This window comes from Streptomyces sp. NPDC030245 (assembly GCF_055572995.1).
The window spans coordinates 307873-320834 of record NZ_JBVICF010000001.1; the positions used below are offsets into that span (position 1 = coordinate 307873).

The following is a 12962-nucleotide window of genomic DNA, read 5'->3' on the forward strand; positions in this document are numbered from 1 at the left end:
CACAGTTCCGCACCCTGAGACGAGTTGGAGCACGCATGCCCCAGCACGTACCGTCCTCGCTGCGCGCGGCCGCCCCACGCCGCGCGGAGCACCTTCCGGCGCCTCCCCCACAGCCGCGCCGGATCGTCTTCCTCGCCCACCGCGACCTCGGCAATCCGGCCGCGGGAGGCTCCGAACTCCTCGTCGACCGGCTCGCCGACGGGCTCAGTGGCCTCGGCCACCAGGTGACCCTGTTGTGCGGCGGCCCCGCCGCGTACCGCGACTACCGCGTGGTGTCCGCGGGCGGCGACCTCGGCCACTTCGTACGGGCGCGCTCCGCGTTCGCCCGGCAGGTCGGCGACTGCGACCTGCTCGTCGAGGTCTGCAACGGCATGCCGTACCTGGCGCCGCTGTGGCACCGCGGGCCCACGCTGTGCCTGGTCAACCACGTCCACACCGACCTGTGGGGGATGCGCTTCCAGGGCGCGCTCGCCCCCGCGGCACGGCTCGGCCGACGACTCGAGCACTGGGCGCTGTCCGGTGCGCAGCGCGACAACCTGCTCGTGGCCGTGTCGCCGTCGACGGCGACGGCGCTGCGGGCGATCGGCGTCGAGCGCGAGCGCATCCGCATCGTGCACAACGGCGTCGAGGAGCCGGGGCCGCTGCACCCCCGCTCCGACGAGCCCCTGTTCCTCGCGATGGGGCGGCTCGTCGAGTACAAGCGCATCGATCTCCTGCTGCGGCTCTGGGAGCGGGTCAGACCCGTCACGGGCGGGCGGCTCGTGATCGTGGGCGACGGCCCAGAGCGCGGCCGCCTCGAACAACTGGCGGGCCCCGGCGTCGAGTTCAAGGGCCATGTCTCCGAGGCGGAGAAGCACCGGCTGCTCTGCGAGGCGTGGCTGCTGCTGCATCCGTCGGCCGTGGAGGGCTGGGGTCTCGTCATCACCGAGGCGGCGACCCGCTTCACGCCCTCGATCGGCTTCGACGTCCCGGGGGTGTGCGACTCCGTCGAGGACGGCGTGACCGGGCTCCTCGCCCGCGGCGAGAGCTCCTTCGCCGCCGCCTGGTGCACCCTCGCCCTCAGCGCCGAACGCCGCAGGTCCCTCGGCAAGGCCGCCGGTGAGCGGGCCGCGCAGTTCCGCTGGGGCAACACGGTGCGGCAGTTCCAGTCGGTCGCGGCCGAGGCGGTCGCCGCCCACCACGCGGCCCGCATACCCCAGGGGTCTGCGTGAAGGACCCCTCGCTGCGCCGTTCCGCCACCCTCTTCCGGGCCTTCCTGCGCGAGCAGCGGGAACCCGAACGGTGCTACACCCTCCTCGCCCGGGACGCCGCCGACCAGGTCGAGGCGTACGTACCGGTGAAGGACCGCGTCGTCGTCGACATCGGCGGCGGGGGCGGCTACTTCACCGAGGAGTTCCGGCGGCGCGGCGCGCAGTGCTTCCTCTTCGAGCCGGATCCGGCCGAGTTGGGGGCCAAGCCGCCCGAGGGCGCGGTGGTGGCCGACGGATATCTGCTGCCGCTGGCGGACGGCGTCGCCGACGTCACGTTCTCCTCGAACGTCCTGGAGCACGTCGACGACCCGCAGACGTTCCTGAGCGAGATGGTCCGGGTCACCAGGCCCGGCGGTCTGATCTATGTCTCGTTCACCAACTGGCTCTCCCCGTGGGGCGGGCACGAGTGGGCGCCCTGGCACTATCTGGGCGCCGACCGGGCCCGCGCCCGCTATGAACGGCGTACCGGCAAGGCCGCGAAGCACACGCTCGGCGAGAACCTCTTCGCCCACCACGTCGGCACGACCCTGCGCGAGGTGCGGGGCCGCGACGACGTGTCCGTCGTATCGGCGCGTTCGCGCTACTGGCCGTTCCTGGCCGGGGCGATCACCAAGGTGCCGGGTGTGCGCGAGATCGCGACCTGGAATCTCCTTCTCATTCTCAGGCGGTGTCCATGACCACGGTCCAGGCCCCACCCCCGGCGGCCGTAAGACCCACGACCGATGCCCCCGAACCCTCGCGGGGGCCGCGCTCGCGGCGCTGGCTCCTCGGGTTCTGGGCCGTGGTGTTCGTGCTCTTCCTCGCGGTGAAACCGGGGCGGATGACGTTCGACACCAAGCTCGGTGTCGCCGTCGACCCCTGGCAGTTCCTCTCCGACCTGGGCCAGCTCTGGCACGACCGGGGCGGCTTCGGCGGTATCCAGGACCAGTACGTCGGCTATGTCTTCCCGATGCTGCCGTTCTACGGCCTGGCCGACCTGGTGCAGCTGCCGGTGTGGCTGGCCGAGCGGCTGTGGCTGTCGCTGATCGTGGCGGCGGCGTTCTGGGGTGCGCTGCGGCTCGCCGAGCGCCTGGGCGTCGGCAGCCGCCCCAGCCGGCTGCTCGGCGCGGCGGTGTACGCGCTGTGGCCGACGTTCACCGTGGTGGTGGGGTCGACGTCGGCGGCCGCGCTGCCCGGCGCGGTGCTGCCGTGGGTGCTGCTTCCGCTCGCCGACGAGCGGATCAGCGCGCGCCTCGCCGCGTGCCGCTCGGCGCTGATCATCCCGTTCATGGGCGGCGTGAACGCGGCGGCGACGCTCGCCTCGCTGCTGCCCGTGGGCCTCTATCTGCTCTCCCGGCCGAACGGCCCCCGCAAGAGAAGACTGATCACCTGGTGGGTGCCGGGCGTCATCCTCGCCACCGCCTGGTGGGTCGTGCCGCTGCTGATGCTCGGCATCTACGGCGAGAACTTCCTTCCGTACGTGGAGAATTCGGCGACGACGACGGGCACGATGTCGGCGACCGAGACGCTGCGCGGCGCCGGGAACTGGGTCGCGTACCTGCACTTCGGCGAGGCGTGGCTGCCCGCCGGGTGGACGGTGGCGACGGCCGTCGTGACGATCGTCTGCTCGGCGCTCGCCGCGGCGCTCGGCCTCGCGGGCCTCGCGCGGCGCGATCTGCCGGAGCGGCGCTGGCTGGTCCTGACGGTGCTGTCCGTCGTCCTGGTCACGCTCGCCGGGTACGGCGGCGCGTTCGGGGCGCCCTTCCACGAGACCGTCCAGTCCTGGCTGAACGGCGGCCTCGTGCCGTTCCGCAACATCTACAAGTTCCAGACGGGCCTGGCGCTCGCGCTGGTCCTCGGGCTGATGCACCTGGTGGGCGTGGCCTCCCAGGCGCGCGGTGCGCGGCCGGTGCGGGGGCGGCGTCTCGCGCCGCTGATCGCCGCGGCCCTGGTGCTGCCCGGCCTCGCCTGGCCCTACCTCAACGGCTCCATCTTGCAGCCCGGTTCGTTCCAGAAGCTGCCGACGTACTGGCAGGCGACGGCCGACTGGCTGGAGAAGTACTCCCCCGACTCCCGTGCCCTCGTCGTCCCGGCGACCGCGCACGGCATCTACACCTGGGGCTCGCCCATCGACCAGCCCCTGGACGTGCTCGCCGACTCGCGGTGGGCGCAGCGCGACTACGTGCCGTTCGGCACGCCGGGCAACCGCCGCGCGATGGACGCGGTCGAGCAGGCGCTGATGACCGGCGGCCAAGTGCCGGGCCTGCGCGACTACTTGACGCGCGCCGGCCTGTACTACGTCGTCGTACGCAACGACCTCGACCCCGACCAGGTCGGCCACGTGCCGTCCGCGACGGTGAAGCGGACCCTGGAGGAGTCGGGCTTCAGCCGGGTCACGGGCCTCGGTCCGACGACGACCGGCGGGAAGATCGAGGACGACACCCCCATCCAGGTCGAGGGGCTCTATCCGCGCCAGCGCGCGGTCGAGATCTACGCTCCGGGCAAGGGCGCCGAGCGCCCCGGCCAGGCGGGTCTGAAGCCGGTCTCCAACACGGCGGTCGTCAGCGGCGGCCCGGAGGCGCTGCTCCCGCTCTCCGCCGACCCGTCGATGCGGGACCGCCCGGCCGTCCTGACCGGCGACAACCACCCGGGCATCGGGGCGCCGGGGCTCCAGGCGGTCGGCGACGGCCTGCGCCGCGCCGACACCCGCTTCGGCCTGGTCAACTCCAACACCTCCTACACGTACGGCCGCGATGAGCGCAACGCCGTCGACGCCGTGCAGGACCCGGGCAAGAAGCCGCACCAGATCCTGCCGACCAAGGGCGTCGAGCACCAGACGACGGCGGAGCTGCGCGGCGCCAAGTCTGTCTCCGCGTCCAGCTACGGCAACTGGCTCTTCCACCTGCCGCAGTACGACCCGGTGAACGCGTTCGACGGGAACCCGGCCACGGCCTGGGCCGAGGGCGGCTCGGGTGCGGCGGACGGCGAGTGGATCAAGGCCGAGTTCAACGCGGCGATCTCCGTCCCGTCCTCCTTCCGCGTCACACCGCTGCCGCAGGACGGCGTGCGGTCCGCGCCCACCCGGGTGCGCGTGGAGACGGAGCGGGGCAGCGTCACCAGCGACCTCCAGCCGAACGGCACGGCCCAGCGGATCAAGGCCCGCCCGGGCACCACCGACTGGATCAGGATCACGATCGTGGACACCGAGGAGCCGCGCCCCGGCCTGGCCGGCGCGGGCTTCGCGGAGATCAGCATCCCCGACGTGCGCGTCACCAAGCTCCTCCAGCTCCCCAGGGACGCGGAGAAGTCCACCGACGCCAAGGCGACGACGTACTCCATGCACCGCTCGTCGGACCCGAGCGCCCTGTCGCCGGTGAACTCCGAGGCCGGCCTGCACCGCCGCTTCACGACGACGGGCGAGGGCGCGTACGAGTTCAAGGCGAGCGCGGTCGCCGTGCCGGGCGCCGAACTGGACGAGCTGCTGTACAAGGTGGCGCCGGAGCAGGAGCGGCAGATCATCGCGACGGCGGACTCCACGGCGCGGCTCGGCAGCGGTCTGTCACCGCGCAACCTCACCGACGGCGACCTGACGACGGGCTGGATCGCGGGCTCCGCGGACCGCCCCGTGATCCACCTCAAGTGGCCGGGCAAGCAGCCGGTGGGCGAGATCGTGCTGCCCGCCGCGGGCGGCCTCTCCACCCGCCCCGTGAAGATCGAGATCAGCTCGCCGGACGGCGCGGCGACCGCGGGCGTGGACGAGCACGGCAACGCCCGCTTCGCCCCGATCACCACCGACGAGATGGACATCACCATCACGGAGACCGCGCCGCTCACGGTCCACAACCCGGTGGCGGACGACGACCTCCAGCTGCCGGTGGGCCTCACCGAGGTGTACGTCCCGGCGCTCGACGAGTACCGCACCAAGCAGCCCGACCCGGCGGACCGCTTCTCGCTGCCCTGCGGCCAGGGCCCGACGATGTCGATCGACGGCGAGCTGTACGAGACGAGCGCCAAGGGCCGGGTCCGTGACCTCACCGAGCGGCGCCCGGTCGACATCACGCTCTGCCAGGAGGGCGAGAAGTCCTCGGCGGTCCGGCTCGGCGCGGGGGCGCACAGCGTGGAGACGGGCGACGCGGGCCCGCTGGCCGTCATGGACGCGTCGCTGACCCACGGCACGCCGGGCGAGGTCGACACGGCCACCCGCGAGCTGAAGGTCAAGGACTGGCTCGGCGACCGCCGCGAGGTGACGGTCGGCTCCGGAGCGGCCTCGTACCTCACCACGTACGAGAACGTGAACGACGGCTGGAAGGCGACCCTCAACGGCAAGGAGCTCACCTCGGTGCGGCTCGACGGCTGGCAGCAGGGCTGGCTGGTGCCGAACGGCGAGGGCGGCACGGTCAAGCTGACCTACGAACCGTCGCAGATCTACGAGATCGGGCTGATCCTGGCCGGTGTCGGCGTCCTCGCCCTGGCGGGCCTGGTCGTGGTCCTCACGCGGCGCCGCGACACCGACACGGACGCCCCGGCAGGACCGCCGCCCGCCCCCGGCATCGTCCTCGGCACGGTGGCGCTCACGCTGGTCGCCGCGGTGATCGCGGGCCCGTTCGCCCTGCTGGTCCCGGCACTCGCCCTCCTGGCTTGGTGGCGCCACGCGCTCCTGGTGCCGATCGCGTTCCTGGCGATGGCGGGCGCGGGCGTCGCGGCGGCGACGGGCGCGGGCGAGGCGACTTCGGCGGACCAGGGCGCGTTCGGCCCGGTGGCCCAACTCCTCGCTCTCATCGCGCTGTTCGCGGCGCTGGTGACGGTACGGGAGACACGGCACCGCACCACGGATACGTTGGAGTACGGCCCGGTCCCGCCCTACCCGCCCACGCCGGGACCCGCCCCCGCGACGCCCCCGCTGCCCCGCCGCACGCGAGGCGGCCCGGACACCGCACCGGAAGCGCCCCGGCACGACGCGGGCCCGACCGTCTCGGCCCGCGGCCCCGCGGCCGCCCAGCCGGAACCCTCACCGCCGGGCCGCAGGGCGCTGCGCCTCGCACGCCGCGGACGGAAGGCCACGACAGGAGAAGGCACCCAGCGATGACCGCACTGGAACATCCGGCACGGCGCGCGGACGGCCCCGGGCGACCGCCCGCGCGCGTGCCGTTCCCCGTCGTCGACGAGGTCTCCCGGCACTGCCTCCAGGAGGAGGAGCCGGAGACCGTGCACATCGAGGTGCACCTGCCGGGCACCCCGGACCCGGACCGCCTGCGGACCGCGTTCGCCGAGGCCCTGCGCCGCCACCCCCGCATCCTGATGCGGGAGGCGCGGGGTCCCTGGTACCGGCGCCGTTACGAGTGGGAGCTGACGGCCGACCCGGACGTCGAGGTCGTGACGTTCCCGCCCGCCGAGCCCGACGCCCTCAAGCGGGCGCGTGAGCGCGCCCTGGCCGAGGCGCCCCCGCTGACGTCCTCCCCGCCGATCCGCCTGGAGGTGGTCACGCCGCCCCCGGCGGAGGGCGCGGCGGAGGCCGGGAGCCGGGGTTCCGTCCTCTTCCTCACCATCAACCACACCGCACTGGACGGCCCCGCCTGCCTGCGCGTCCTCGCGACCGCCGCGGAGCTCTACGGCGGCCGCGACAACTCCCCGGCGGCCCCGCCCTCCCGTGCGCCCGCCGGGCCGGGGGCGGCACAGGAACAGCTGCCGCCCGACGCGCCCTCGGGGTGGTCGCCCCCGGCCCGGGTCGCGAAGGGCTCGCCCGAGCCCTCACCCGGCAACGGCATGCTCGTCGCGGAGCTCCCGGTGCCGCGCCGCCCCAAGGGCTCCCCCTTCACCGTGAACGACCAGCTCATGGTCGCCACCGCGCTGATGCTCGCCCACTGGAACCGGGAACACGGCGCCCGGCCCCGCCCCCTGCGCATCACGATGCCCGTCGACGACCGCCCCCGCGACGCCACCATGCCGATCGGCAACGGCACCCGCCTCGTCGAAGTCGCGTTCGGTGCGCATGAGTTGGCGTCCCGCGACTGGACTTGGGAGGCCACCCGCGACCTGCTGCGCCGCACCTCCGAACGCACCCGCGCCCTCAAGGCCCTGCCCCGCCCCCAACTGGGCCGCGGGGCGGCGCTCCTGACCGCGCCCGTGCTCCCCGTCACGCTCCGGGCGGCCGCCACCCGCGGCCTGCGCAGGGCCGCCGCGCCCTGGACGTCGACGACGCTCCTCAGCAACATCGGCCGCGTGCCGTACGCCCTGGACTTCGGCGACGCGGGCCGCGCGCACGCCGTGTGGTTCTCCGCGCCGGCCCGGCTGCCCCGCGGCCTCACCGTGACGACGGCCTCGACGGCGGGCCGCCTCCACCTCGCCCTGCGCTGGTCGAAGACGCTGCTCAGCCACGGCGACGGCGCACACCTGCGCGACCTCTTCGAGCACTACCTCCACGCGACGGAGCACACCGAGCCCGGCGGCCCCGCCGCGCAGAAGAAGGAGGGGCCCAAGTGACCACCACGACCACCCGACGCCCCGCGGAACTGCGGGACTTCTACGAGAACCCGGCCGTCCCCGTCGCGTCCGGCGACGCCCGCAGCCTGCGCCAGGCCCGCATCCTCGCCGCCGCGCTCGGCCCCGCCACCGCCCGCACCGCCACGGTCCTCGACATCGGCTGCGGGGACGGCAGGGCCGCGGCGACCGCGGCACCGGTCCTCGCGGGCCACCGCGTCATCGGCGTGGACTGGTCGCAGGACGCCCTGAAGCGGGCGCACGCCCGGATCCCGTACGTCGTCCGCGGTGAACTCTCCGACGGCGGCCTGCCGTTCGCCGACGGGGCCGCCGACGCCGTGCTGTTCAGCGAGGTCGTCGAACACCTCGTCGACCCGGACAGCGCCCTCGACGAGCTGAGAAGGGTGCTGCGGCCGGGCGGACACCTGATGCTCTCCACCCCCAACCTCGCCGCCTGGTACAACCGCGGCCTGCTCCTCGCCGGTGTGCAGCCCGTCTTCTCCGAGGTCAGCCTGCGCGCCATCCACGGCCGCCCCGGCAAGGAGGTCGTGGGACACCTGCGGCTGTACACGGCCCGCGCCCTGCGCGAGTTCGTCGCGGCCGCCGGCTTCGAGGTCGTACGCCTCTCCGGCGCCCCCTTCCACGGCGTGCCGCGCCCGCTGCGCGCCCTGGACCGCCTCGCCTGCGCCGTGCCGAGCGCCGCCTCGATCCTCCTGCTGCACGCCCGAAGGGCCTGACCATGTGGTGGGGCGTGGCCGCGGCACTGATCGCGAACCTGCTCTACAGCACCGGCTTCGTCCTGGAGAAGCGGGCGCTGACGGCCATGCCGTCGATCAGCGTCCGCAGCCCCGCCCGGCTGCTGCGGCAGGTGCTCGGCAGTCCGCTGTGGATCGGCGGCTCGCTGGCCCTGGCGGCGGGCTTCGCCGCCCAGCTGGCCGTCTACCGCACCCTGCCGATCGCCGCCGCGCAGGGCATCTTCGTATCGGGTCTGGTCCTCCTCCTGCTGCTCTCCTCCGTCCTGCTCGGCGAGCGGACCTCGGGCCGCGAGCGGTACGCGGTCGCCGCGATCCTGCTCGCGCTGCTCATGGTGGTCCTCTCCCTCAGCGAGGACAGCGACACGGTCGGCCGCGGCGCGCCCGTGGCGCTCATCCTGACGGTGTGCCTGCCGTCGCTCGCGGCCGGCGTCTGGCTGTACGGCTCCGCGGAGCGCCGCGCCAGGCACCGGCACCGCATGCCGACGGCGGGCGTCGAGTACGGCGTCGCCGTGGGCCTGCTGTACGGGGTGAGCTCGCTGGCCATCAAGGGCGTGTCCAGCTATCTGACGACGGAGGACATCGGCGGCGCCCTCGGCGGCCTGCTGCGCTCGCCCTACCCCTATCTGCTCCTGTTCACCGGCGCGTTCGGCCTGATCATGTCGCAGGCGGCCCTCCAGCGCTGCCGGGCGTCGCTGATCGTCCCGGTGTGCACGACGGTGACGTCCCTGTTCACCGCGGTGCTCGGCACGCTCGCGTTCGGCGAGGCGCTGCCGCACGAACCGGTGCGCCTGACGCTGCGCATCGCGGGCACCGTCCTCGCCGTCTCCGTGCTCATCGCCATGCCGAAGCACGACGGCACCACTCCCCGACCCTCGACCGCCCCCAAGGAGTTGACCAGCGGATGAACCCCGACGACCCGCTGCTGAAGATCCTCGCCTGCCCGCTCGACAAGGGCCCGCTGCACCTGCTGCCCGCCGAGGAACCCCTCGTACCGGAGGAGTCGCTGTACAACCCGCGGCTGCGCCGCCGCTACCCCGTCGTCGACGGCATACCCCAGCTGCTGCCCTCCTCCGGCGAACAGGTCCCGGAGGACGCGCACGAGCAGCTGCTCAAACGAATGTCCCCCTGACGAGAGGGTGCACATGACTTTCGCCGCCCGCGTGGCGCCCTATGTCCCCGACCGTCTGATCGCCGCCCTGGCCCGGCTCGTCTACCCCCGCTTCGAACCGGAGCTGGGGCGGCTCGCCGACCTCTGCCCGCCGGGCTGCGGCACCGCCGTGGACGTCGGCGGCTGGTACGGCCCGTGGTCGCGGCGGCTCGCCCCCCGCGCGCGCCGCGTGGTGACCGTGGAGCCGGTGCCGCACCTGGCGCGGCTGCTCCGCGCCAGCACCCCCCGCAACGTCCGGGTGGTCCAGGCCGCGGCGACGGACCGCCCGGGCACGGCCCGGCTCTGGCTGCCGCGCGGCGACCGCGGTGAGCGGGGCGTGTCGTCCCTCGTCCGCCGCGACATCCACGACGTCGCCGTGGACGTGCCGTGCGTGACCCTGGACGGGCTCGGCCTGCGCGACGTGCACTTCCTCAAGATCGACGTGGACGGCAACGAGCTGCCGGTGCTGCGCGGCGCGCACGAGCTGATCACCCGCGACCGTCCGGCGATCTTCATCGAGCTGGAGTCCCGCATCCAGCCGATCGCCCCGATCGTGGAGCTCCTGACCCGCGGCCACGGCTACCGGGGCTGGGTGCTGCCGCACGACAGATGGCTGCCGCTGGCCTCCTTCGACCTGGAGACGCACCAGTCCGGCACGGCGTACGTCGTGTCGCAGGGCCTGCTGCGCCGGGTGCTCACACCGAGACACCCGCGGTACGTCAACTCGGTCTTGTTCCTGCCCGACGGCCACCGCCCGGGGGCGCTCGCGGTGCGCGACGATGGGGTGCATGTCCGCTAGCCCCTCGTTCAACGCCCTGGACTTCCAGCTGGTCCTGCTGCGCCGCATGGCCGACCACAACCCCGGCCTCGTGGAGGACGCCCGGCGCGCCCTCGGCACGTCCGCCGCGGACATGCGGGAGGCCAACCGCCGCTGGCAGGCCATGACCCGCTCCGCGCGCTCCCGGGGCGCCGCCGCGCGCTACCGCTCGGTCCTCGGCACGCCGGAGTCGGCGACCCGCCGCCGGATCGGCGACCTGGAGTGCGAGGCGCTGCGCTGGCCGGTGCCGCTCTGGCCCGACCTGCGCTTCGAGGTGCTGCTCGCGCCGAACGGGGCGGTGTGGAACGACTGGCTGGTGCGCGCGCCGGAAGCGCCCGCGCCCGAGCTGCGGACCCTCGACGACCTCACCCCGTGGTCGTGCACGGTCGACGAGGTGGCGCGCGCCTTCGCTCCGGCGCGCCCCATGGAGGGGTCGGCGCCGACGCGGTGGGGCCTCGCGTTCGAAGCGCCGGATGGGCAGGGTCAACGGCAGTCGTGTGTCGCCGAGTTCACCTGGGGGTTGCTCCAACGCTCAGCCATTACCCCCAGGCGACCGTGAGCCCCCTCCGCTGGAGCCCGTGCTACAGCGCCGCCTTGTGGATCGCCTCCGCGACGCGGGTCGGCGAACCGGGGTGCACGGCGAGGAAGAGGTTGGGTTCGACGAGTTCGAGCTCCATGACGTGCGGGTCGCCGTCGGCGCCGTCGACGAGGTCCACGCGCGCGTACAGCAGCTCGGGGGAGCCCGGCACCGCGGCCAACGCCCGCGCGGCGACGTCGAGTTCGGCCTCGGTGGGCTGCCAGGGGCGCAGGTCGGGGTGGGCCGTCTTGGCCGCGTCGTACGCCGTGCCGGGCGCGAGGACCGCACCCTTCTGGACGGCGTGCAGGAACTGCCCGCCGCAGAAGACGAGGGCGCGCTCCCCGGTCACGTCTATGCGCCGCATGTAGGGCTGCACCATGGCGGTGAAGCCCTCCTCGTGCATGCGGGCCAGGTGCGCCAGTGCGGTCTCCCGCTCGTCCGCGCGGTAGCGGGCGGCGTACCGCGCGCCGGCGCCGGACGTCGGCTTGACGACGAACTCTCCGTCGGTAGGTGGGAGTTCCGCCGCGCCGCCGGGCGCGCGGTAGTAGGTCGGGACGACGGGCACACCGGCCTCGGCGAGCTCGCCGAGGTAGCGCTTGTCGGTGTTCCACCGGACGACGTCCGCGGGGTTGGCGAGCCGCGTGAGCCGGGCGCACCGCTCGGCCCACGCCACGTACTCGCCGGCGCGCCAGCTGTAGTCCCACGTGGACCTGATCACCGCGAGGTCGAATCCGGACCAGTCGACGTCCGGGTCGTCCCAGCCGACGAGGTGCGCCTCGGCGCCCGTGTCGCCGAGGGCGCGCGCGAGGGACGGCAGGTCGTGGTCGTACTCGGGCATCGGCCGACGGGTGACCAGTGCGATGCGGGGGCTTGCCACGGGGGACTCCTTGTACGTACGCGGTCACGGACCCCGCAGGCTAACAACCGCGCCTCATGCACCCTCGGGAAGAAGAGGCGCGTGCCCCGGAGGCAAAAGCCCGGCCCCGGCCTTGTTCGCCGCCTCCAACATCTGCTTATGATTCGACGGTGTTCGATTCGCGGCACATCAGGACGTTCCACGAGGTGGTCCGGGCCGGTTCGTACTCGGCGGCCGCCCGCTCGCTCGGCTATACGCAGCCGGCGATCACCCAGCAGATGAAGGCTCTGGAACGGTCCGTCGGCACTCCGCTGTTCACCCGCGTCGGCCGCCGCATGCGGCTGACGGAGGCGGGCGAGGCGCTGTCGCGGCACGCGGGGATCATCCTGGACGACATCTCCGCAGCCCAGCAGCAGATGAACGCGATCACGCGGCTGCGCTCGGGCCGGGTGCGGGTCTGCGCGTTCCCCAGCGCCAACGCGACCCTCATCCCCGAGGCCCTGGCCCGGCTCGCCACCGGGCACCCGGGGGTGCGCGTGGAGCTCCTGGAGGACGAGCCGCCCGAATCGCTGCGGCGCGTGGTGCGCGGCGAGTGCGACATCACGCTCGCCTTCACCTATCCCGGCCTGCACGACGAGGTGCCGGAGGAGCTGGCGGAGATCCCGCTCCTGGAGGACCAGCTGACCGTGCTGCTGCCCGCCGGGCACCGGATGGCGCGCCAGCGGTCGGTCAGGCTCGCCGAGCTGGCGGAGGAGCGGTGGATCGCGGGGTGCCCGCGCTGCCGGGCCAACTTCCTGCACGAGTGCGCCGAGCTGGGCTTCGCGCCCGACATCGCCTTCACCACCGACGACAACCTGGTGGTGCAGAGCCTGGTCGCCGAGGGGCTCGGCATCGCGATGATGCCGGGTCTCGTCCTGAACTTCCTCTGCCACCAGAAGGTGACGGGCCGCGCCCTGGACCCGGCCTCGCGGCGCCAGGTGTCGGCGTACGTCCTCAAGGACCATCTGCGGATACCGGCCACCGCCCTGGTCCTCGACGAGCTGCGGACCGTGGCCGCCAACCGCGTCGGCTGCTGACCGCCCGCGCCCCCGCGCCGCCGCATCC

At 73.8% G+C, this 12962-nt stretch carries 11 protein-coding genes; 10 read left to right on the forward strand and 1 reads right to left on the reverse strand.

All coding sequences use genetic code 11. The annotated features are described in order from the left end of the window. Positions 1 to 35 precede the first annotated feature (35 nt). From ACZ4Z4_RS01355 to ACZ4Z4_RS01395, 9 genes are read left to right on the forward strand one after another with little or no spacing between them, the layout of a single operon-like run. Positions 36 to 1211, forward strand: coding sequence for a glycosyltransferase family 4 protein (locus ACZ4Z4_RS01355; protein ID WP_468320565.1), 1176 nt, complete (start codon positions 36 to 38; stop codon positions 1209 to 1211). Beyond that, entirely contained in the window at positions 1208 to 1927 is a 720-nt protein-coding gene (locus tag ACZ4Z4_RS01360; RefSeq protein ID WP_468320567.1) for a class I SAM-dependent methyltransferase, read from the forward strand. Before ACZ4Z4_RS01355 ends, ACZ4Z4_RS01360 begins: the two co-directional genes overlap by 4 nt. Then, positions 1924 to 6315 carry a DUF3367 domain-containing protein gene (locus ACZ4Z4_RS01365; protein WP_468320570.1) on the forward strand — a complete coding sequence of 1464 codons (4392 nt, stop codon included), beginning with the start codon at positions 1924 to 1926 and terminating at the stop codon, positions 6313 to 6315. The genes ACZ4Z4_RS01360 and ACZ4Z4_RS01365 overlap by 4 nt, the downstream gene beginning before the upstream one ends. Then, complete coding sequence (locus ACZ4Z4_RS01370) at positions 6312 to 7709, forward strand: condensation protein (protein ID WP_468320572.1); 1398 nt, start codon at positions 6312 to 6314, stop codon at positions 7707 to 7709. Before ACZ4Z4_RS01365 ends, ACZ4Z4_RS01370 begins: the two co-directional genes overlap by 4 nt. Next, positions 7706 to 8443, forward strand: a complete 738-nt coding sequence (locus ACZ4Z4_RS01375) for a class I SAM-dependent methyltransferase (protein ID WP_468320574.1) — start codon at positions 7706 to 7708, stop codon at positions 8441 to 8443. The genes ACZ4Z4_RS01370 and ACZ4Z4_RS01375 overlap by 4 nt, the downstream gene beginning before the upstream one ends. A 14-nt stretch (positions 8444 to 8457) precedes the next feature. Continuing rightward, positions 8458 to 9366: a hypothetical protein gene (locus tag ACZ4Z4_RS01380; RefSeq protein ID WP_468320576.1), complete on the forward strand. Its 909-nt coding sequence runs from the start codon at positions 8458 to 8460 to the stop codon at positions 9364 to 9366. After that, a complete protein-coding gene (locus tag ACZ4Z4_RS01385) occupies positions 9363 to 9590 on the forward strand; it encodes a Trm112 family protein (protein WP_468320579.1) in 228 nt (75 codons plus the stop codon). The genes ACZ4Z4_RS01380 and ACZ4Z4_RS01385 overlap by 4 nt, the downstream gene beginning before the upstream one ends. 13 nt (positions 9591 to 9603) lie before the next feature. Then, positions 9604 to 10407 (forward strand): FkbM family methyltransferase, encoded by an 804-nt coding sequence (locus tag ACZ4Z4_RS01390; RefSeq protein ID WP_468320582.1) that lies wholly within the window; start codon positions 9604 to 9606, stop codon positions 10405 to 10407. Next, complete coding sequence (locus ACZ4Z4_RS01395) at positions 10397 to 10984, forward strand: hypothetical protein (RefSeq protein ID WP_468320585.1); 588 nt, start codon at positions 10397 to 10399, stop codon at positions 10982 to 10984. Before ACZ4Z4_RS01390 ends, ACZ4Z4_RS01395 begins: the two co-directional genes overlap by 11 nt. Positions 10985 to 11006: 22 nt before the next feature. On the opposite strand, the gene ACZ4Z4_RS01400 is transcribed toward ACZ4Z4_RS01395, so the two are convergent. Continuing rightward, positions 11007 to 11840 (reverse strand): ATP-grasp domain-containing protein, encoded by an 834-nt coding sequence (locus ACZ4Z4_RS01400; RefSeq protein WP_468322051.1) that lies wholly within the window; start codon positions 11838 to 11840, stop codon positions 11007 to 11009. Positions 11841 to 12028: 188 nt separating this feature from the next. On the opposite strand from ACZ4Z4_RS01400, the gene ACZ4Z4_RS01405 reads away from it, so the two are divergent. After that, positions 12029 to 12934 carry a LysR family transcriptional regulator gene (locus ACZ4Z4_RS01405; RefSeq protein WP_468320588.1) on the forward strand — a complete coding sequence of 302 codons (906 nt, stop codon included), beginning with the start codon at positions 12029 to 12031 and terminating at the stop codon, positions 12932 to 12934. Positions 12935 to 12962 lie beyond the last annotated feature (28 nt).